The following is a 20438-nucleotide window of genomic DNA, read 5'->3' on the forward strand; positions in this document are numbered from 1 at the left end:
TTATCGCATCGATATGATGCAGTTTTCCCTTTCGTCTGGATCTGGCTCATGCTCAAACAGTTAGTACGCACACTCTTTTCATCGGGGAAACGCTTTTGGACAGTGGAAGAGGTTCGTGAGCTGATTGATAGTGGTGACTTCCCGGCCGCGCAGGAAGCTGCGGATCAGCTTCATGCGGCAACGCCTCGACGCGACTTGACCAGGGACTGCATTCTTGCCGAAATTGCTTTTCGCCAGATGCGGGATGCTGATGCGGAAGACGGTTTTCGGGCGGTTCTTAAAGAAGCCCCCGGCTTTGCGGACGCACATTTCGGTCTTTCCCTTCTTTTACTGGAGCAGGGAGATACGGAAGCCGCCATTGAACACGCTCAATTCGCGAAAAACGTCACTACCAACGATCCGCGCTACCTCGCTCAACTCGGGTGCTGTCAGGTCACGATGGGGAATTTTCCAAGCGCTGAATTGCCGCTGACCCAAGCCTTGCGTTTGAACGACAAGGACAAAGCTGCTTGGAACAACCTGGGACTGGTCTACCTGGCCAAACAGGAGCCGGGGGATGCTCACGCATGTTTTTCCAAGGCTCTGAAGCTGGATCCCAAGTTCGCCCTCGCCTTGCAAAACATGGCCTATCTGGAGGGGGAGATGAGTGCGGTTGGGGCAGTGTTTACGCCAGCGATCATGCCGCCCGAGCCGACCTCCAGGAGCACCGTCGATGAGGAGCGCGCGCCTTGGCGGCGGCTTTGGGATGAAGTGGATGTTTTGAGAAAGGCCGGTGAAACGGATGCCTCTCTCGCCCGAGCCGAAGCCATTTGCATGGAATACGCAGATCTTGCAGACCCGGTGTGTGAACTCGATGCTCTGTATCGTAAGCTGGGCGATTTCCGCAGCGGCATGGACGTTTTGCGGGCTTATCTGGTGGGCCACCCCCAGGATGGGCAAGCCCTTGCCGCACTTGGAGCCGCGCTCCTTGCCGCCAACGAAAATGCCGATGCTGAGCGATATTTGAATCGTGCCTTGGAGGAAGGATTCGAAAACATCAAGGTGCTTTGCGACTTGGCGCAATGTCTGAGCAACCTGGAAAAACACGCTGAGGCCCTTGAGGTCAGGCGGCGGGTGTTTGAGACGGAGCCTAACTTCCTCCATCAGGCCCAGCTGGCTGCAACATTGTCGACGGCTTGTCACTACGAGGAAGCCATTGCATTGTTTGACGATCTGATCGAGAAGGAGCCGGACCGAAAGAGCGTGTTTCTGGTCTCCTACGCGGTAGCTCAGGCTTACAGCGGACATTTCGACAAGGCGATGGCTTTGCTGAATGAAGCCCTGGCAATCCAGCCCCGGGACGCCAATTTGCATTTGCAGCGCGCCCAGATCAATCTGTTGTTGGGTAATTTTGCAGAGGGGTGGGCAGGTTATGCGTACCGTGGATTGGCGTATACCCGTCAGTATCGGGTGTTGCCATTCAAGAAATGGCGCGGCCAGAATATTTCCGGGAAATGTATTGTGGTGCTGGCCGAGCAGGGCTTGGGCGATCAGGTGATGTTGGCGTCTTGTTTACCTGATCTGTTGGCCTTGGGGCCGGCACGCGTTGTGGTCGAGGTGATTGGACGGGTTGCGCCCACGCTGGCCCGCTCGTTTCCCCAATGTGAAATCGTCCACACCAAGCAGGACAAGAAGATGGAGTGGGCCAAAACGGTGGGGGATGTCGATTACTTCGTGCCCCTCGGAGATTTGCCCCAGTACTTCAGGACAAGCGTCGGGGCTTTTCCGGGTAAGGCTTACCTGAAGGCTGATCCGGATCGTGTGGCTTACTGGCGCCAGAAACTTGAAGCGACAGGTCCCAGGCCGTGGATTGGCGTCTCCTGGCGCGGCGGTTTACAAGCTACCCGACGCATCCTGCGCTCGATGTCACCCAGTGAGCTGGCGCCGCTGACGAATGCAGTGAGTGCGACCTGGATCAGCCTCCAGTATGGCTCGGTGGACGAAGACCTGAAAATTGCAGCAGCGTCGAATGTCATGCTGACACACTGGAACGAGGCAATTGCTGACTTGGACGAGTTTGCTGCCTTAATTGAAGCCCTCGATTGTGTGGTGACTGTTTGCAATACCACCGTTCACTATGCTGGCGCGCTGGGCAAAAAGGTGCTGGTGCTTGCGCCGCACATTCCGGAATGGCGTTATGGCCTGAACAGCACCCAGATGCCTTGGTACCCTGATGCCAGGGTGCTTCGGCAACCGCATCACAATGACTGGCCCGGGGTTATCAGCGAGGCTACCCGGTGCCTGAAAGGGATTTTGGTGCCTGACAAATTTGTCGGGCAGCGTGACTAAAAAGTAGCTTTCCACCCTAAAAATCAATGAATCCAGCCCCTTTCCGCATGGCACAAGAGTTGCTGCCCTCAATGGGCACGACCAGACTTTCGTCGCGCACTAGGTTGGGTTTAATTTTCAAGGAGTTTTTATGAAATCTATGCAGAAGGGTTTTACCCTTATCGAGCTGATGATCGTCGTGGCGATTATCGGCATTCTGGCCGCAGTGGCACTGCCTGCGTACCAGGACTACACCATCCGCGCTCGCGCTTCTGAGGTGATCCTGGCTGGTTCTTCCGCCCGCACGGGTGTGACTGAAGCGGCACAACTGGCCAACACCATGGCAATTGGCGCGACTGCTGCCAGCGCCATTGCGCTTGGTATTTCCTCCTCGAAATTTGTGTCTACCGGTTCGGTGGATACTTCGGGAACGATTGCTGTGACTTCCAAGAGTGCGATTGGTACGGATTCGTTTATCGTCACCTTGACACCGAGCTGGACCGGCCAAACCGTGGTCTGGACTTGCAACGCATCCATTGCCAAGTACGCACCTGCTTCTTGCCGCGGTACCTGATTGCTTAACTTTAGATTGTGGAAGGGCACATGGATGTGCCCTTCCACAAGTCAGGACTTTCGATGTTGAGCTTTCTTCGCATAGGGCGAAAATCCGAAATAAAAGATTTTGCGGTGGATCTGGCAGACCAGATCGCCAAGCGATACCCTCCTGCCCTGGATAGCCAGCCAGGAAAGCGCCCTTCCGTAAATCGCCTTACCCGCATAACGGAAGATGCCTGTATTAAAGCGGTTGAATTCCACGACCGCCACAAGCTCGGCTGGCTGTCCAGAGCCCGACTTGGAAATGATTTTCGCTGGGCATTGGCTGAACTTGGCTACACCAAGGAGTTCGTCGATTTTGCGACAGAAGCCGTGATCGTTCACATCAGCCGCAAGCGCTGATCCAGGTCAGGCGACAATTGCAGATTGCCGAGAGACAGGCTTACTCAAGGAAGAGAACGCTTTCCCCGAAAAAACGCGAGATCCTGAAAGATGGGGACTTGTCGATGGCCTTCAGAGCCAATCGCAAGTACAAACGGAGCGGCTTTGGGGCGCTTTTCGAAGACCACCATTGAGTCGTAGAACAACACGCTGTACAGATGCTCCGCCAGCCACGCGGCCTTGTTGTTCGAGTCTGCAAAGAATGGTGCATTGACCTGATCGAGCACAAATTTTCCGTATTCGATGAAAGTGTCCGGCTTGCGGATGCCACCATCAAAATCGGGTAGGTAACTTGTGTGTGTGTCCTCAACAATATAAACAGCGGTCGATGACATGCGCGGGAAAAGTGTTTCGAAACTGGCAATCTGGTGTTCGAAAATATGACTACCATCATCGATAACGATATCAAACGGCCCGTGCACATCGCTGACATCGGCCAGGAAATCGCGATCAGCTTGAGAGCCAATTTCAATGAAGATGTTGCCTGACTCTACCCTTTTACATTTAGGATCAATATCGACGCCAATTATTTTCTCGGCGACCGGAAAATACTTTTGATAAAGCTGGAGACTTCCGCCGTTCTGCACGCCAATCTCCAGAATTTTGCAGGGTTTATTCCTGTACGGTGAGAAGCAGCGCTCGTACACCTCGAGATACTGCGCCCACTTCGAACTCACGTTTCCCGTGTGGGCCATAAAAAGCTCGGCAAAAGTGGGCGTGCTCATTCTTCACCCCCGCCAAGGGGCTTTTCTCCGACCAATCTCATGTCTCGCGGCTCCCTTAGCTTGTAGACGGCTGCCTCCTGCCGCACATTGATCATCCCTACGCTTTGCATGAGTTGGGCCAGACTGTAAGGGGTGTAACCCCAGCGATGAATCATGAGGGGATCTTTCCATCCGGGGTCGCCATAGAAAACCCACATGCTCGTTTGTCCGGCCTTGTCCTGTCGCGAGCGGAGCTCAGGCTCTGCCAGCAGCGCTTCACATGCGCTCAGTAAATTCGGGCATTCAAGGATCATGCTACCGCCCGGCTTCAGGACCCGCAGCCATTCCCGCAGGATGGCCTCGATTTCCCAGCGCCAGAAATGCTCTACCACGTGGATCGCCATGATCTCGTCAGCATGATCGTTTTCAAAACAGGTCAACTCATGCAGGTCGCAAATGACATCGGGAGACTTACCCGCCCGCGCCTCCACCACATCCACGTTCACATATCCGGGAAGAATTTTGTCGCCGCAGCCAAGATTCAGGCGGATCAGTGCTTTAGGTGCAGCCTGCGGCGGAGAGGCTTGGATTTGAGGATGTTGGGGACCATTGGTACTGCCGCCCTTTAAGCGGAATGCCCGAAGCCATTCGGTCGCGATCTGAGCAGCACCATGGCGCATGCGGACAGCGATTTGGCCCGCGGAAAGTTTCTCCATGGCCTGTGCAGGTTGTGCGAGATAGTCCCGGATCGCCTGCACTGGGTTGTCGGTGAGTGATACGTAAGGCCGGAAAACCTCGTACGCCGGGATCGGTGATGCCACCACATAACGTCCGGCGTTGAGTGCATCGGTGAGCCGATTGGCAGATTTGGCGGCTTTGGCCCTGTCGGAAAGGTCAGAAGGCACAAGGACGATATCGGCGTCCTCCACGACCGTCCATTGGGTTGCCTCGTCCCAGGGAACCAATTCCATCAAGGCACCTGGGCTGTGCTTGTCGTTAAAACGCTGAATGTAATTCTCAATGGTGGCGTTGGGTCGTGTCACGACCCAGACAAGCATCGGTTGCGTCGCAGAGTAGTCACCCAAGGCATCGGCCCACCGCTGCATCGAGGGCCAGTTTCCATTGTTTCCATACCACACCAGCTTCAGGCGAGGCGAAGATTTTTTGCCACCCAGCAGCCTTTGGGCCCAAGCCGCAACTCCGGTTGACCTGTAAAAAACGCGGGCTTTGGCTCCTGGTGACGCCAAGGGATCTCCAACCGTTGCGACCGCACCACTGCTGTGGCGTTGCACGGCTTGCGCCATCACGTCAGATCCCGCTGTACAAATACCAGCTTGCGCTGCGAGCGCGCGCCAATACGTCCCAACTTCGGGGTTATCAAAATGATCATCACTGAAGTCGGCAACCACCAGTACCCCCAACGCTGAAGCTGTTGCCGCCCCTTGGAGAATTTGTTGGCTAAGACGGGAGAAACGCAGCGGGTCCTTGCCGGGAAGTAGCTTGCCGATCACACAGACGTCGGGCAAGTGGATGTCCAAATTGGAGGCATAACCGGTCCATTGGTTCATGGGTATGAACTGGATGGTATGGCCTTCCTGCAGCAACTGCTGCGCCGGCAATATCGCCCGATAGCGATTGGACGCGAGCGGACTAGTAAAGCCGGAGTCGGAATTTCCGGCAACACCGTCGACGATCCAGTGGATAAGCATGAAGGAGTCCGTCAGAAGCGCTGCAGTATCAGCATCGCTGGTCCGCGCGCAACATACTTAGTTTCTCTTGGACCCATTCGTCCGAATATTCGCATGCTTGAAATTCATTGAAGTAGGGGCCGCCGCTCGTATAGTGCACGTTCGAAGCGTCTGTCCGCGCATTGTCGTAGCCAACTAAATGATTCCAGCCTGCCGGCAAGTCGCCTATCAGATCATCGCTCTCTAGCCACTTGAACTGATGCAACTCCAGGCCGCTTGCTGTATTCGTGAATTCAGGCGTCAGTGCCCGGCATCTGGTGTTGTTGAACAGCATGACGCTCGACCAGTTCTTCTTTGCATACACAGTCTGCTTTTCATTATGAAATTTGGTTATCTCAGTCGGAACGTGGTTATGTTTGACACACATCACGGCATAACGGTCGTCACGCAAGGCCCACAACTTGCTGATGTCCTCAAGGATAAGCATGTCGCAATCGATGAAGAGTGACCAGCCTTCGTAGCCACTCAAGTAAGGTGTGAGAAAGCGGGAAAATGAAAAGTCGGTGGATTGCAAGGGGTCGCGCTCACGCCACATCAGGTCTTTGAGGTTGTTCAACGCCAGCGGGATGAAGCTCACTGGTTGAGACGAACGTGCCAGGATGCTGTGCGTCAGCACATGCCATGCTACCGTTTCGCGTGGATCAAAACCTATGAAGATACGGATCATGAAGACTTGCCTTTGACAGAGACCGGCTGGGGAAACTCCAGGAAAATTTGCTTGATGTACCCGGATGTGTAAATGCCATAAATGATGACTACGTCCAGCAGCCCGCAACTGGCGAGAAACAGTTCAGGCCACCGGCGCCAGACCTCGGAATTCCAGAGGAACCAGCCGAGCAGGACAAGATTCAGCGTCGCGGTCATGCCGAGTATGAAGCGGCCTTTCGACCAGATAAATCGGATCAGGCCACCAGTGTCCGGGTGCCGGGAAAATGCAGCATAGGCCAACAACATCACTGGAAACTCAAGCAGCAGCACCACCCACGACAAGCTATTGCCCGCCATCTGGACAGCTTCGGGGGACCTTCGGGAGGCCAAGGCCACGATGAGCAGCAACCAGTGTCGCCCCAGAAATGCCATGGCAAGCCATAAGGGTCCAGGGACGCTTAATACGCCATAGCGATTTACATTCAGGAAGCGTTCATCGATTTCTGCCATGATCAAATATAGCTCAAGAAATGTCGAACTCATGCCGCCGCTCGACTCCGCGGACGCGCCCTTTGTCGAATTTTCCACCTTTATGTCGCTTGCTTCAACGCGCGTGTTCTCGAGGTTGATGCCATGAACGAAAATTTGACCATTCGTGCCACGCCTGCGCCTTCAGCCTCGTGGATGAACGTCATGGCTCTCCTGGCCTTGACCGCGCCATGGCTGAACCCTTTTGCTGGCGGTCCGATGCCGGCCATGCAGCCGTGGCTTGCCGCAATCTCTTGTGCGGCAGTGCTATTTGGAGCGCAAGGAATTGCCCGCTCCCCCTTGGCAACGCCGACGCTGGTCGCCCAGGCATGGTTGGTGGCGGCGCTTGTCAGTGCCGGCGGAGGGTTGATTCAGTATTTTGGTTATGGCGAGGCGTTTCTTCCCTGGGTGAATCAGGCGGGTCCCGGCGAGGCCTTTGGTAACTTGCGTCAGCGCAACCAATTTGCGACGCTCATGGGTATCGGGCTACTCGCGTTGACGTGGAAAGCCACGGGGCGACGGGCTACAGGAGGTGTTGTTGTGGCCATCGTGTTGCTCTCTCTCGGGAATGCAGCCTCAGGTTCGAGGACTGGAACCTTGCAGTGGGTCGGTATAGCCGCCTTGGCAGCCTTCTGGTCAGTTCCAGGAGGTAGACGGCCCCTGCGGATCACTGTCGCCGCCTTGGGCACCTATGGTGTGGCTTTGCTCATGCTGCCGCCTCTGCTTATGCTGCTGACAGGTACGAGCACGGGTGGCGTGCTGGGTCGTTTTTCGGAGCAGGGGGGCTGCGCTAGTCGCTTGGTGCTTTGGTCTAATGTTCTTGAGTTGATGGCGCAAAAACCATGGTTGGGCTGGGGCTGGGGCGAGCTGGATTATGCGCATTACATGACGCTTTACCCCGGCGCACGTTTCTGCGACATCCTGGACAATGCCCATAACCTGCCGTTGCATATGGCTGTGGAGTTGGGCATTCCGTTGGCGCTGGCTGTTTGTGTTGGTGCGGGTTGGGTCGTCTGGCGTGCCAAGCCATGGCGCGAAACGGATCCGACCCGGCAGATGGCCTGGGGTGTGCTGGCCGTCATCATGCTGCACAGCATGCTGGAGTATCCGCTGTGGTACGGCCCCTTCCAGATGGCATTCGGGCTGTGTGTGTGGATGCTGTGGCCGGCGCCGCGAGAGCCGATGACGGGCTCACGTCCCTACGCGGGCGCGGCAGCAGCAATTCGGCTTGTCGTGGTCACAGCATTGTTGGCAGCGGTGGCTTATGCCGCCTGGGACTACCACCGCATCAGCCAGCTCTACCTGGCGCCGCAGGCGCGCGACCCGGCCTATCGTAACGATACGCTGAACAAGGTTCGTGGATCCTGGCTTTTCCGGAACCAGGTGGAGTTTGCGGAGTTGACCACCACCTCGCTTCGGCCTGGCAACGCGCAATGGACATTCGACACTGCCACGGCCTTGCTGCACTACTCGCCTGAGCCACGGGTGATTGAAAAGGTGATTGAAAGTGCAGTCATGCTGGGGCGTGACGATGAAGCCTTGCTGCATCTGGTCCGGTACCGTGCGGCTTTTCCCGACGACTACACAAAGTGGCGCCACGCCAACGGCCTGACTGGCGGGCCTGCAGACTGACCCCGGACGCGACTAGGGGGTCGCTATAAAACTTCCCGACTTGCCACCGTGTTTTTCCAGCAGCCTGATATCCGTCATCGTCATCCCACGGTCGGCGGCCTTGCACATGTCATAGATCGTCAGCAGTGCCACTTGCACCGCAGTCAGGGCCTCCATTTCCACGCCGGTCGGTCCGACTGTTTCGACCGTCGCCTGGCAAACAATGCTGGCGCTGCCCATGTCGGGGCTGAAATCCATCGCCACGCGGGTCAGTGCCAGCGGATGGCACAGGGGAATCAGTTCGCTGGTTTTTTTGGCGGCCATGATGCCCGCGATCCGGGCGATGCCGAGTACGTCGCCCTTTTTGGCGGTGCCTTCCAGGATGATGGCCAATGTGGCAGGATTCATGGTGATGCGGCCTTGCGCCACAGCCACCCGGTGGGTGGCCGGTTTGCCGGCCACATCAACCATGTGCGCCTGTCCCTGGCCGTCAAAATGTGTCAGCGGTGAAGTCGTTGTCATACTGTTACGAAACCTTTACAAGCAACCCTCATCATAAGAGCATGCCCGCAGTGCCCCCTTCCCTGAAAAGCCGCTTGTCGGCGGCCGGAATCCATCTCACGCTGAGCCTGGCGGTGGCGGCCCTGGCGGCCTGGCTGGTGTTTGCCCTCTGGTATCCCTATCCCTACCGCGAAATATCCGGCGGGCGCCACCTGTTTTTGATCGTGATGGCGGTCGATGTCATCATGGGACCGCTGTTGACCCTGGCGGTGTTTAACCGCAACAAGCCGGTGGCCGAGTTGCGCCGCGATCTTACGGTGATCGGTATGTTGCAGGTGGCGGCGCTGGCTTATGGTTTGTGGACAGTGTCTGTTGCGCGTCCGGTCCACCTGGTGTTTGAGATCGACCGGTTTCGGGTGGTGCATGCCATTGATATTCCCGAAGAAGAAATGGACCTGGCGCCGCCGGAGTTGCGGCGACTGCCCTGGACCGGCCCGACGCTGCTGTCGGTGCGTAACTTCAGGAGCCAGCAGGAAGGTTCGGACGCTACCGTGGCTGCCGTGCAGGGCTTTCCCTTGGGCGCCAGACCCTTCCTGTGGCAACGTTATGACGAGGCCAGGCCGCAGATTCTCAAAGTCGCCAGACCGTTGGGCGATTTGAAAAACCGTTTTCCTGGTCAGGTGGGCACTATCGATGCCGCCTTGCGGTCCGGACCGGATCGCGGCAGGACCAGCGAGTCCGTGGCTTACGTTCCCATGGCAGGACGCGACAAATTCTGGACGGTCCTGCTCGACCTTCGAACTACCGAGGTGATTGCTTTTGTTCCCATTGACTCTTTCTGATTCGTTCCTGCCAAGGAAGCTTTTTGTTCTGAGTCCTCTTGCGCTGGCGGCCATGATTTTCATGGCGCCTGTGAGCCTGGCGCAGGCCCAGACGCCGGCCCGGCCCAGCGGCGCGCTGCCGGCGCTGGGTGACACCTCGGAGCTGTCCGCCAGCGCCGAGCGGCGGCTCGGCGACCGGATTGCTGCCAGCATTTACCGCGACCCCGACTACCTGGACGATCCGGTGCTGGGCGACTACCTGCAGGGCATCTGGCAGCCGCTGATGACGGCGGCGCGCACCCGGGGCGAGCTGGGCCCCGAACTGGACGAGCGGTTTGCCTGGGACGTCATGCAGATCCGTGACCGCAGCATCAACGCCTTCGCCTTGCCAGGGGGGTATCTGGGTGTGCATCTGGGGCTGATAGGCGCGGTGGCCACCCGCGACGAGTTGGCCTCGGTCCTGGCGCATGAGTTGAGTCACGTGACGCAGCGGCACATTTCGCGCCTGATGAGCAAGCAGAGCCAGCAAATGCCCTGGCTGATTGCCGCCATGATTCTCGGCGCCCTGGCTGCCAACAAAAGCCCGGACGCCGCCAATGCAGCGATTGCCGGCGGGCAGGCGCTGGCCGTGCAGAACCAGCTCAATTTTTCGCGTGACATGGAGCGCGAAGCCGACCGGGTCGGCTTTGGCGTGATGGCCGACGCGGGCTTCGAAAAGCAGGGTTTCGCCAGCATGTTCGACAAGCTGCAGCAGGCCTCGCGGCTCAATGACAACGGCGCTTTCCCCTACCTGCGCAGCCACCCGCTGACGACCGAACGTATTGCCGAGATCAAGGGCCGGTTGCAACTGGAAGGCGGGGCGGTTCCGGCGCCCAAGAACGCCAGTGAAGAGCCGGGCGGCACGCGCACGCTGCACGCCATGATGGCGGCGCGGGCGCGTGTGCTGGCCGACCCGGGCGTGGACGGCCTGCGGCCCATGGTGGCAGATGCGCAGCGTGTGTCACTCGCCGGTGCGGCGAATGCGGCATGGACACCGCGCGATGTCGGTGCCCTGTATGGCGGCGCCCTGGCGGCGAGCCGCTTGCGCGACCACGCCTTGGCGCGCAGCCTGGTGGGCAAACTCAAGTTGGCAGCGCCCGCGAAGACGACACTGGCCGATCCGGTGGAATGGCTGGTGCTGGAGATCGAGCTGGCTGCCGGCAATACGGCGGGGTTGCCGAAACTCGGCAACACGCGCAGCCGGGCGGCCCTGCTGTTGCAGGCCCGGGCGGATCTCGCGGCAGGTCGGGCGCAGGATGTGTCGGGCGCCTTGCAAACCTGGGTTACCACCCATCCGAAAGATGCCATCGCCTGGCAGTTGCTGGCGACGGCCTGGGGCCAGCAGGGGCAGACGCTGCGCGCGATCCGGGCCGATGCCGAGAGCCGGGTGGCCCAGCTGGACTACCCGGCGGCCCGCGACCGCTTCAAGGCTGCGCAGGACCTGATGCGCAGCGGCCGCGGTGGCGGCGCGGCGGCCGGCAACTACATTGATGCGTCCATCATCGACACGCGGGCGCGTGAGATCGACCAGCTACTTCGGGAGCAGGCGCTCCAGGAGAAACTCGATCGCTAGCTGCAGCACCGAGTAAATCAGCGAACCGATCAGGGCAGCGACAAATCCTGTGACATGCAGGCCGCTGAGCAGGCTGGCCGCCGCCCAGAACATCAGGGCGTTGATGACAAACAGGAACAGCCCCAGCGTCACCAGTGTCACCGGCAGGGTCAGCAAGACCAGCACCGGGCGCACCACCGTGTTGAGCGCGCCCAGCACGGCCGCGGCAAGCAGTGCCGCCGGGAAGCTGGTCACGGTCACGCCGGAGTACAGATAAGCCACCGCCAGCAAGGCGGCAGCGCTGCAAAGCCATTTGACGATGAGTTTCATGCGCTCAAGAATACCACCGCAGTCTGCAGTTTTCTAATCGACCGTCAACAGCAGGCCGGAGCCGGCCAGCATGGCGGCAAAGCCCCAGACGCCGCGTGGCTCGCCGGGATGCGGCCCGCGTGCTGACTGCAGGTCCGCCCCGGGTCTGGGCCGGCGCGCGTCCACCAGACGCCCCTCGCCGTGCCGCGCCCGCAAGGTGGCGGTGAACTCATCGAGCGAGCCGCATGCCAGGTGCGTGATGACCGGGTCGCCGGAGGCCTGCAGCAGCGGGACGATTTGTTCAAAAACTTTCTCGGCCCACTTGCCGCGCCAGCTTTCGCGGGCACTGTGCGTGACCCACTTGCTGACGCGGTGTGTGATGCGCGGGGCGCAACCCACCACGATCCAGCGCGTCGGCGCGCGCGCCTGGCCGGGTTGCAGCAGGGGTGCCAGCATGTCCAGCGCATGGGCGGCTTCGTCGACATAAACAATCGTGGTGTCCATCAGTGAGCTCCTGCCGGCTTCATGTCAGTTGGCGTGGTCGGCCACCGCGTTGCCGGGCTGCATGGCCCTGGCACGGCGCGTGACCCACCAGCCTGCACCCAGAACACCGGCCACGGCCAGGGCGTAGGTGCCCAACTGCGCGGCGGTGTTCAAGGCGGCGGATGCGGGCAGCGAGCCGGGGCCACCGTAGACCGGGTCCAGCAGGGGCTCGCTCACAATCATCTTGGCGGCGGTGAAGGCCAGCACCGCGGCGCCTATGTTGATGATCATGGGAAAACGCTCGACCAGCTTGAGCACCATGGTGCTGCCGAACACCACGATCGGGATGCTGACCAGCAAACCGATGACCACCAGGTCAAACGAGCCGTGGGCTGCACCCGCCACGCCCAGCACATTGTCCACACCCATCAGTGCATCGGCAACCACAATGGTTTTCATCGCGCCCCAGAAGGTACTGGCCACCGGGCCGTCGTGCTCCTTGTCGCCCTGGTCGGCCAGCAGCTTGTAGGCAATCCAGAGCAGGCCCAGGCCGCCGACCAGCATCAGGCCGGGAATCTTCAGCAGCCAGACCACACCGACGGTCATGACTGAGCGCACGGCAATGGCCCCCACGGTGCCCCAGGCAATGGCTTTTTTCTGCAGATGGGGCGGCAGGTTGCGCGCGGCCAGCGCGATCACAATCGCGTTGTCGCCGGCGAGCACCAGGTCGATGAGGATGATCGCCAGCAGGGCCGACCACCAGGGTGTTGAGAATAATTCCATTGAGCACTTTCACGTCAGGTTGCAACATGGCAGTCCGGCGGGCGGACTTCCAGCTTCGTTAAAACCGGACAGGTCGGTGAGGGGCGGAATGGTTGCCGCGACGCCTCGATCAAACCTGGTCAGGTTTCAATCGAAGGTCTGGCTCGACACGCAGTTTTGCTGCATGTCCAACAAGCCGGAAGTGGGAACTTCGTAATGACGACTTGTTGAACGTCTGGCGGCGGGAGAGATTCCGGTGCAGCCAGACGAGGGAGTTACTCCCCTTCGGAACCCCGTATTTGACAACAAAGCGCGCTTTTTTGCAAAGTCCGGCTGCGTTACCCCTGAAAACAGCTTGGCGCTGCAGAAGGCTGCCTGCTTGGCCTATCATTCACGGCCCAGCCGGAAATAGCGGGCGCCGCCCCCAGCGGCGGCCCGTTTTCAGCCTCCACGTTTCCTTTTTCCGATTGCATCGTCCCGCATGCCTGGCATCCACATCACTGACATCGAAGCGGCCATCAATTACTGGCGCGAAAAAAAGCCGTCGCCCGACGGCATCACGCTGGCACCCGAACTGCGTGCGCTGGCCGAGGTGTACGCCATGCTGGTTTTCTACCGCGAGGAGGAGGCCGGCGAGGCCGGTTTTCCGCCCCAGGCCATGGCGGCCTGGCGCGGCTGGTACGACACGACCGCCGACACGCCCTGCATTGCCATCTGCTCGACCAGCCAGGGCGACGAGTTGTGCAAGGGCTGCGGGCGCACCTTCGAGGAGGTGCAGCGCTGGCCCGAAATGAGCCCGGCCGCCAAACGCGGAACCTGGCGGCGCATCACGCAGGAAGACTCGGCCTGGCGTTTCGGCCGGTATGCCGACCGCGCGCTGGAAAACCGCGACAGGAAAGACGCGCCGCCGATGTCCGTCTGACCTGCGGAGTTCAAGCTTTTTCGGCTTCCGGCCCTTATGTGACGGGCGCAGGCAGCTATGGATTCAGGAGTAAACTGGACCCATGCTCCGACTTGCCCGCGCTCCCAACATTGCCATCGCGGCACTTTGGGCCGATGTGCTGCAGCAGGCAGGTTTTTCGGCCACGGTGCAGCGCTATTTTCTTGGCAGCGTGGCGGGACAATTGCCGCCCGACCAGTGCCAGCCCGAAGTCTGGCTGACCCACGACCATGAAAAGCCGCGCGCCGAGGCCTTGCTGCACAGCCTGCAAAACTTGCCGCAGCGACGCTGGCTCTGCGCCTGCGGCGAAATGGTCGAAGGCGGCTTTGAGCAGTGCTGGTCCTGCGGCGCCGACATGCCGGCCGCCTAGTATTGTTGGGTACAGCGCGAGGCTCTTACCCCAGCCAGGGCCGCGGGTCCGGCTTTGCCGGCCCGCAGGCGCAGCGGCCCCCTCGGGGGGCAGCGCATTAGACGAAGTGAAAAGCGTGGGGGCTAAATCCGTTTCGCCAGTTCAGCGGCTTTGCCGGTGTAGCTGGCCGGGGTCATGGCCAGCAGGCGGTCTTTTTCCGCGTCCGGAATCTCCAGCGAGCGGATCAGTCCGTGCAGCGCTTCGGCCGTCACGGTTTTGCCGCGCGTGACTTCCTTGAGTTTTTCGTAAGCGCCCTGCACGCCGTAACGGCGCATCACCGTCTGGATAGGCTCGGCCAGCACTTCCCACGAGGCGTCCAGGTCGTCGGCCAGGGCTTCGTGGTTGAGTTCGAGCTTGCCCAGTCCGGTGCTCATGGAGCTGTAGGCCAGCACGGCATAACCAAAAGCCACGCCCATGTTGCGCAGCACAGTGCTGTCGGTCAGGTCGCGTTGCCAGCGGCTGATCGGCAGCTTTTCGCTCAGGTGGCGCAGCAGCGCATTGGCCAGGCCGAGGTTGCCTTCGGCGTTCTCGAAATCAATCGGGTTGACCTTGTGCGGCATGGTGCTGGAGCCGATTTCACCGTCCTTGAGGCGCTGCTTGAAATAACCCACGCTGACATAACCCCAGACATCACGCGCAAAGTCGATCAGGATGGTGTTGGTGCGCGCCACTGCGTCGAACAGCTCGGCCATGTAGTCGTGCGGCTCGATCTGGATGCTGTAGGCCTGGAAGGTCAGGCCCAGGCCCAGCGGCTCGGGTGACTCGATGACGCGCCGGCTCAGCGCCTCCCAGTCAAAGTCGGGCCAGGCCGAGAGGTGGGCGTTGTAGTTGCCAACGGCACCGTTCATCTTGGCCATCAGCTTGACGGCGGCGATACGCTCGCGCGCCACGTTCAGGCGCGCCACCACGTTGGCAATTTCCTTGCCGACGGTGGTCGGGCTGGCGGTCTGGCCGTGGGTGCGGCTCAGCATGGGCTCGTCGGCGTAGCGGTGCGCCATCTCGCGCAGCTGCGTGATGACCTTGTCCAGCGCCGGCAGCAAGACCTGCTCGCGGCTGCTTTTGAGCTGCAGCGCATGGCTGGTGTTGTTGATGTCCTCGCTGGTACAGGCGAAATGCACAAATTCGGCGGCAGACTGCAGCTCCGGCCGCGCCTCGAACTTCGATTTGATCCAGTATTCCACCGCCTTCACGTCGTGGTTGGTGGTTTTTTCGATGTCCTTGATCGCGGCCGCATCATTTTCCGAGAAATGTTTGACCAGTCCGAGCAGGTAGGTGCGCGCGCCGGGGGTCAGCGGCTTGAATTGGGCAAAACCCGCATCCGACAGCGCGATGAACCACGCGACTTCCACCTGGACGCGGCGGTGCATGTAGCCGAGCTCCGACATCAGCGGCCGCAAGGGGGCGAGTTTGGCGGCGTAACGGCCGTCCAGGGGAGACAGGGCGGTGATGGAGAAGCTGGTGGACGGGTTCATGGGCGACATTGTAGGCGGGTGGCCTGGCGCCCCGGCGGACAGGTTACCCCGTTTTTGCCGCGTGACAGGCCCGGCCGACGCATACTCGATAGAATGCAATCGGCTGGGGCCTGCTAAGCTAGTTGGCTTAAGGTATCGCGACCCCCCAAGCCACCAAGCCCCAGGGCTCACGACAAAAGATTGACTATGAAACTCATTGGATCCTACGGCAGCCCTTATGTGCGCAAAGTGCGCATCGTGATGGCGGAAAAAAAGCTCGACTACCAGTTCGTCATTGAAGACGTCTGGGCTGCGGGCACGACCATGTCCGAATCCAATCCGCTGGGCAAGGTGCCCTGTCTGGTCATGGAAGGCGCCAACGGGTCGGAAGAAGCCGTTTTCGACTCGCGTGTGATCGTGGAGTACCTGGATACCCTGTCGCCGGTCGGCAAGCTGATTCCGGTGCAGGGCCGCGAACGCGCCGAGGTGAAGACCTGGGAAGCGCTGGCCGACGGCCTGCTCGACGCGGCCATCCTGGCCCGGCTGGAGGCCACTTGGGCCGGGCGTGACGACAAGCAGCGTTGTCAGGCCTGGATTGACCGCCAGATGGACAAGATCGACACGACCGTGCGGGCCATGAGCACCGGTCTGGGCGACAAGCCTTTTTGCAGCGGCATCCACCTGAGCCTGTCCGACATCGCCGTCGGCTGCGCGCTCGGTTACCTGGACTTCCGTTTTCCGCAGATCGACTGGCGCACGCCCCACCCCAACCTGACCCGGCTGTACGACAAACTGGCGCAGCGTCCGAGTTTTGTCGACACTCTGCCCAGCTGAAGCGGTTCGGACCTAAAAAGGTCTGTAGCCCTTTGTTGGCGGGCGCTAGCAGCTATAAAAACAGGAGCGGTCGCTTGGGTGAATGACCGTGAGGGCTATTTACGGGCTTGTTTTTTCAGCCAGCGCATCAGGCTGCCCAATAGCGGCAGCTTTTCATACAGCTCTTCGGCCGCGTCCCAGTAGTCGCGGTGGCGCGCCACCAGGCCGGCCTCGTTGAAGCTGATGTGCGAGGCGCCGCGAATGGTCTGCAACTGCTGTGGCCCGCGCCGCCTGAAATAAAACTCGAAGTTCCAGGTCAGGAAACACTGACTGCCGTCGACCACCTGCGCCGTCACCACAAAACGCGGCCGGTCCAGTGCCACGTACATGTGGCTGAAGATCTGCTGCACCTGCGCCAGGCCCTGCACCTCGTTGAACGGGTCCTTGAACCAGGCGTCGGTCGCATAGAACTCGCCCATGCGCGCAACGCCAGCCGGACTCAGGGTTTCAAAAAATTGCACCAGTGGCTCGACCCGGGTATTCATCATGGGGTGCTCACAAGCCGGTGAATTTCCGGATCGCCGGGAAATACAGCGCGTAGGGCAGGACGCGCAGGGTTTTCATCCAGAGCGTGAACCGTTTCGGAAAGTGGATCTCGAACTCGCCCCGCGCCCAGCCGGCCAGAATCTCCGTCGCCGCCTGGGCCGGGCTGATCAGGGCCGGCATGCTGAACTGGTTGCCGGCGGTCAGCGGTGTTTCGACAAAGCCCGGGTTGACCAAGCTCACCCCCACGCCACTGGCCTGCAGGTCCAGGTACAGGGTTTCGGCCAGGTTGATCAGCGCCGCCTTGGTCGGGCCGTAGGCCAGGCTTTGCGGCAGGCCACGGTAGCCGGCGACGCTGCCGACCAGGCTGAGGTGACCGCTGCCGCGTTGCAGCATCGCCGGCAACACCGCGTCGAGCACATACAGCGCCCCCACGTAGTTGACCTGCTGGTGCCTGAGCATGTCCGCCAGGTCAAAACCGGTGGCGCGTTGTTCCCTGTAGTAGCCCGCGCAATACATCATCAGGTCCAGCGGGCCCTGGGCCAGCAGGGACTGCGCCGCGGTTTTCACGGCGGCCGCATCCGACGCGTCGAGCATCAAGGCCTGCGCGCCGGGGTGGGCGGCCACAAAGGCTTCCAGCGCCGCGCCGTTTCGAGCAGAGACCACGACTTTGGCGCCAGCCTCGTGCAGCGCATGCGCCGTGGCGTGGCCAATGCCGCTGGAGGCGCCGACCAGCCACACGGTTTTGCCGTGCCAGTCACGAAGGGGAGGGTTGTACGGCATGGTGCTGCTTTGTTATAAAAATGATAGCTGTTGGCGCAGGTGGATAAAGGGATACAGGCCGATTTGACTTGAATCAGGAAGGTGTGGTCAGCGCTTCACGAACGAGAGCGTGACCTCGCCGAGCCGCACGCCGAACTTGCTCATCACCGCCTTGTTGAGCAGCACCTTGTCGTTCATCAGGTACATCCAGTCGTCGAACTGCACCTCGATCACGCGGCCGTCCACCGGCAGCTTGAGTGTGTAGCCCCAGCGGAAGGCATTGCCCTTCTCTTCGCCAGCCGCTTCCCCCAGCACGTCGGCGGCGGTGCCGGTGTAGCGGCCGTCGGGCGTGCGTTTGAGCGTCCAGACCCGGCGGTCCGTGCTGCCGTCGGAGTAGGTGAAGGCTTCGTCGAGCACGCCGGTCTCGGCGCCCGGCGGGCCTTGCCAGCTGCAGGTCATGACCACGGTGAAACGTTTGACGACCTTGCCGGAGCGGTCGGTGAAGACGCCGTACGCATCGACCGTGCCGTTGAAATACCGGCGCATGTCGAGCACCGGTTTTTCGGCGGCGTAGTCGTTGATCTGCGGGCCGGCGCAGCCCGCCAGACCGGCCAGCAGGGGAAGGGACAGCGCGAGCGCGGTTGCGCTCCTGTGGAGAAAGTGTTTCATGGTGGGACCCCTTGCGGGTGTTTGATGACAAGAAAATACAGGCAGGCGGCAGCCGCCAGCTTGAGCAGGCAGGGCAGCACGCAATACGCCACCAGCAGCGCGCTGAGCGCCTGCGCGTCGCGCGCCCCCGGGGCGTAGCCGAACAGGGCGAGCAGCGGCAGGGCCAGGCCGGCGGCGAGTGCCAGGTTGAGCTTGATGGCGAAATTCCACCAGCCGAAGTAAGCGCCTTCGGCCCGGCCCGATTGGCCGTTGGCCTGGATCACGCCCGCCAGCAGCGCGCCGGGCAGCGCCAGGTCGGTGCCCAGTGCGATGCCGGACAGCGCGCAGACGACCACGAAGGCCACGGTATCCCCGGCGGCTATCTGTGTGGCCCAGCCGAAGGTGGCAATCGCCACCAGCATGCCCACCAGCCAGGTGGGCGCCAGCCCGATGCGTTTGACCAGCGCCAGCCACAGCGGGATGGACAGGGCCGCGCTCACGAAATAGCTGCCCAGAAACAGCGGCTCCTGGCTGGACGGCGCCTGCAGCCGGTCCTGGATGAAAAACAGCACCAGGGTCGCCGGCACCGCGCTGGCCGTGCCGTTGAGCAGAAAGACCACGAGCAGGCGGCGAAAGCCCGGCTGGCGAAACGGTAACCAGATCGACGTCGCCACATGGGGACCGGCATTCGTCTGCCGCGGCACCGGCCGGTCGGCGCGTGCCCAGGCCAGCCAGCCGGCCGTCAGGGCGACAAAAAACAGCGCGGTGCTGGCCGGCAGTCCGAACACCACCGGCGTGATCGATGCAAGCACCACGCCAACCAGGCCCAGGCCCTCGCGCCAGGCCACGATGCGGCTGCGCTGGCGCTCGTCGCCGCCCAGCATCGCGCCCCAGGACTGATGCGACACGCTGAGCGCGCTGTAGCCGGCATAGGTCAGCATCAACATCAGGCTGGCCCAGACCACCAGTGCCGACGGTGCGCTCACCAGCGGAAAAAACAGCAGCGCGAAGCCGAGCGCCAGCACCAGCGCGGCAACGGCGCCCAGCCCCAGCACCGCCCTGGCCGAGCGTGCAAACAGGCGGTCACTGAGACGGCCCAGCAGGGGATCGATCAGCGCATCGAACAGGCGCGCACCCAGCAGCACCGCGCCCAGGGTAGCCAGCGGCACACCGAATTCGCGGGCGTAGTGGTTGGGCAGGATCACATACAGCGGCAGCGCCACAAAAGCCAACGGCAGGCCCAGCAGGCCGTAGGCCAGGCCGTTGCGGGTGCCAAACGCGCCCGGGGCAGCAGTGTTCACGGGCCTGCCCCGGCCATCAGCGCATTGCGCAGGCCGGGCTCCGAGGTGCCGGGTGCCAGCCAGATGCCGAAGAAGCGCCTGGCGAATTCCGCGTCGCGGATCTCGCCCAGCGGCTTGCCGTTCATCCAGAAGGTCGCACCCACCCCGGGCCGGTGCACACCCATGATGCGATCGCCCTTCTTGACATCGGGCAGCACCCTGCGCAGCGCGGCCGACCACTGGTCCGCGAGGTCGTCGCTGACCGGCGCGGCGCGGCGCATTTCCGTGATCGAACGTTCGGCGATCGCCCCGCCTTCAAAGGCGCGCAGGTAGCTGAGTTCCAGCGCCAACGCATGGCTGGCAAAGTTGTCCACCCGGAAGCCGGGCCCCGCCCACAGCCGCGCGTCGTAGACCTGAAAACCGAAAACCCGCAGGCGGCCGCCGCCCAGCAGCCTGCCCTGCGGCAGGGCTTCGAGCAATTCCGGTGGCCTGGCGCTGCCCGCCACGGCTTCGGTGCCGGTCTGCGCGGCAGCCGGCGCGGCGGCGCCGATGCCCAGCACCAGCGCAAGCAACAGTACGCCCG

23 protein-coding genes are annotated in these 20438 nt (G+C 61.2%); 9 read left to right on the plus strand and 14 right to left on the minus strand.

Annotation, left to right across the window (positions count from 1 at the left end):
• Nucleotides 1-48 precede the first annotated feature (48 nt).
• From B7X65_RS04650 to B7X65_RS04660, 3 genes are all read left to right on the plus strand, one after another.
• Nucleotides 49-2328: a tetratricopeptide repeat protein gene (locus B7X65_RS04650; RefSeq protein WP_293593129.1), complete on the plus strand. Its 2280-nt coding sequence runs from the start codon at nt 49-51 to the stop codon at nt 2326-2328.
• 130 nt (nt 2329-2458) lie between these two features.
• Nucleotides 2459-2881 carry a pilin gene (locus tag B7X65_RS04655; protein WP_293593130.1) on the plus strand — a complete coding sequence of 141 codons (423 nt, stop codon included), beginning with the start codon at nt 2459-2461 and terminating at the stop codon, nt 2879-2881.
• Between the two features lie 29 nt (nt 2882-2910).
• On the plus strand, nt 2911-3264 hold the full coding sequence (locus B7X65_RS04660; protein ID WP_293593131.1) for a hypothetical protein: 354 nt from the start codon (nt 2911-2913) through the stop codon (nt 3262-3264).
• A 44-nt stretch (nt 3265-3308) separates the two neighbouring features.
• On the opposite strand, the gene B7X65_RS04665 is transcribed toward B7X65_RS04660, so the two are convergent.
• The 4 genes from B7X65_RS04665 to B7X65_RS04680 are packed head-to-tail and all read right to left on the minus strand — an operon-like array spanning nt 3309 to nt 6946.
• Nucleotides 3309-4028, minus strand: a complete 720-nt coding sequence (locus B7X65_RS04665; protein ID WP_293593132.1) for a class I SAM-dependent methyltransferase — start codon at nt 4026-4028, stop codon at nt 3309-3311.
• A complete protein-coding gene (locus B7X65_RS04670; protein ID WP_293593133.1) occupies nt 4025-5716 on the minus strand; it encodes a methyltransferase domain-containing protein in 1692 nt (563 codons plus the stop codon). Before B7X65_RS04670 ends, B7X65_RS04665 begins: the two co-directional genes overlap by 4 nt.
• 28 nt (nt 5717-5744) lie before the next feature.
• Entirely contained in the window at nt 5745-6422 is a 678-nt protein-coding gene (locus tag B7X65_RS04675; RefSeq protein ID WP_293593134.1) for a glycosyltransferase, read from the minus strand.
• Entirely contained in the window at nt 6419-6946 is a 528-nt protein-coding gene (locus tag B7X65_RS04680) for a DUF2919 family protein (RefSeq protein ID WP_293593135.1), read from the minus strand. The genes B7X65_RS04675 and B7X65_RS04680 overlap by 4 nt, the downstream gene beginning before the upstream one ends.
• Nucleotides 6947-7036: 90 nt before the next feature.
• Here B7X65_RS04680 and B7X65_RS04685 point away from each other — a divergent pair, with 90 nt between their 5' ends.
• Nucleotides 7037-8563 (plus strand): Wzy polymerase domain-containing protein, encoded by a 1527-nt coding sequence (locus B7X65_RS04685; RefSeq protein WP_293593136.1) that lies wholly within the window; start codon nt 7037-7039, stop codon nt 8561-8563.
• Between the two features lie 12 nt (nt 8564-8575).
• Here the strand turns inward: B7X65_RS04685 and moaC are convergent, their stop codons facing one another.
• On the minus strand, nt 8576-9064 hold the full coding sequence (moaC, locus tag B7X65_RS04690; RefSeq protein ID WP_293593137.1) for a cyclic pyranopterin monophosphate synthase MoaC: 489 nt from the start codon (nt 9062-9064) through the stop codon (nt 8576-8578).
• 41 nt (nt 9065-9105) lie between these two features.
• Here moaC and tfpZ point away from each other — a divergent pair, with 41 nt between their 5' ends.
• Nucleotides 9106-9885, plus strand: coding sequence for a TfpX/TfpZ family type IV pilin accessory protein (gene tfpZ / locus B7X65_RS04695; RefSeq protein WP_293593138.1), 780 nt, complete (start codon nt 9106-9108; stop codon nt 9883-9885).
• A 61-nt stretch (nt 9886-9946) separates the two neighbouring features.
• The gene (locus B7X65_RS04700; RefSeq protein ID WP_293593139.1) at nt 9947-11476 is read left to right on the plus strand and encodes a M48 family metalloprotease; all 1530 of its coding nucleotides are present in this window, start codon (nt 9947-9949) and stop codon (nt 11474-11476) included.
• Here the strand turns inward: B7X65_RS04700 and B7X65_RS04705 are convergent.
• From B7X65_RS04705 to B7X65_RS04715, 3 genes are read right to left on the minus strand one after another with little or no spacing between them, the layout of a single operon-like run.
• Nucleotides 11435-11785, minus strand: coding sequence for a phage holin family protein (locus B7X65_RS04705; RefSeq protein WP_293593140.1), 351 nt, complete (start codon nt 11783-11785; stop codon nt 11435-11437). The two genes, B7X65_RS04700 and B7X65_RS04705, sit on opposite strands and share 42 nt — an antisense overlap.
• A 33-nt stretch (nt 11786-11818) precedes the next feature.
• Nucleotides 11819-12268, minus strand: a complete 450-nt coding sequence (locus tag B7X65_RS04710; protein ID WP_293593141.1) for a hypothetical protein — start codon at nt 12266-12268, stop codon at nt 11819-11821.
• Between the two features lie 24 nt (nt 12269-12292).
• Nucleotides 12293-13030, minus strand: a complete 738-nt coding sequence (locus tag B7X65_RS04715; RefSeq protein ID WP_293593142.1) for a TerC family protein — start codon at nt 13028-13030, stop codon at nt 12293-12295.
• A 460-nt stretch (nt 13031-13490) separates the two neighbouring features.
• On the opposite strand from B7X65_RS04715, the gene B7X65_RS04720 reads away from it, so the two are divergent.
• Complete coding sequence (locus B7X65_RS04720) at nt 13491-13931, plus strand: DUF3717 domain-containing protein (RefSeq protein ID WP_293593143.1); 441 nt, start codon at nt 13491-13493, stop codon at nt 13929-13931.
• A gap of 82 nt (nt 13932-14013) precedes the next feature.
• Nucleotides 14014-14319 carry a DUF2007 domain-containing protein gene (locus tag B7X65_RS04725; RefSeq protein WP_293593144.1) on the plus strand — a complete coding sequence of 102 codons (306 nt, stop codon included), beginning with the start codon at nt 14014-14016 and terminating at the stop codon, nt 14317-14319.
• Nucleotides 14320-14441: 122 nt separating this feature from the next.
• Here the strand turns inward: B7X65_RS04725 and purB are convergent, their stop codons facing one another.
• Entirely contained in the window at nt 14442-15830 is a 1389-nt protein-coding gene (gene purB, locus B7X65_RS04730) for an adenylosuccinate lyase (RefSeq protein WP_293593145.1), read from the minus strand.
• A 186-nt stretch (nt 15831-16016) separates the two neighbouring features.
• On the opposite strand from purB, the gene B7X65_RS04735 reads away from it, so the two are divergent.
• Nucleotides 16017-16643, plus strand: a complete 627-nt coding sequence (locus B7X65_RS04735) for a glutathione S-transferase C-terminal domain-containing protein (protein ID WP_293593146.1) — start codon at nt 16017-16019, stop codon at nt 16641-16643.
• Nucleotides 16644-16738: 95 nt separating this feature from the next.
• On the opposite strand, the gene B7X65_RS04740 is transcribed toward B7X65_RS04735, so the two are convergent.
• The 5 genes from B7X65_RS04740 to B7X65_RS04760 all read right to left on the minus strand — a co-directional run bounded on the left by B7X65_RS04740 (nt 16739) and on the right by B7X65_RS04760 (nt 20427).
• Complete coding sequence (locus B7X65_RS04740) at nt 16739-17170, minus strand: nuclear transport factor 2 family protein (RefSeq protein ID WP_293593147.1); 432 nt, start codon at nt 17168-17170, stop codon at nt 16739-16741.
• A 7-nt stretch (nt 17171-17177) separates the two neighbouring features.
• Nucleotides 17178-17948 carry an SDR family NAD(P)-dependent oxidoreductase gene (locus tag B7X65_RS04745; protein ID WP_293593148.1) on the minus strand — a complete coding sequence of 257 codons (771 nt, stop codon included), beginning with the start codon at nt 17946-17948 and terminating at the stop codon, nt 17178-17180.
• A gap of 87 nt (nt 17949-18035) precedes the next feature.
• Nucleotides 18036-18596 (minus strand): DUF3833 domain-containing protein, encoded by a 561-nt coding sequence (locus tag B7X65_RS04750; protein ID WP_293593149.1) that lies wholly within the window; start codon nt 18594-18596, stop codon nt 18036-18038.
• Nucleotides 18593-19876 carry an MFS transporter gene (locus tag B7X65_RS04755; protein ID WP_293593150.1) on the minus strand — a complete coding sequence of 428 codons (1284 nt, stop codon included), beginning with the start codon at nt 19874-19876 and terminating at the stop codon, nt 18593-18595. The genes B7X65_RS04750 and B7X65_RS04755 overlap by 4 nt, the downstream gene beginning before the upstream one ends.
• Complete coding sequence (locus tag B7X65_RS04760) at nt 19873-20427, minus strand: chalcone isomerase family protein (RefSeq protein ID WP_293593151.1); 555 nt, start codon at nt 20425-20427, stop codon at nt 19873-19875. The genes B7X65_RS04755 and B7X65_RS04760 overlap by 4 nt, the downstream gene beginning before the upstream one ends.
• Between the last annotated feature and the right edge of the window lie 11 nt (nt 20428-20438).

Source organism: Polaromonas sp. 39-63-25, assembly GCF_002278925.1.
In the GTDB taxonomy this organism is placed as follows: domain Bacteria; phylum Pseudomonadota; class Gammaproteobacteria; order Burkholderiales; family Burkholderiaceae_C; genus Polaromonas.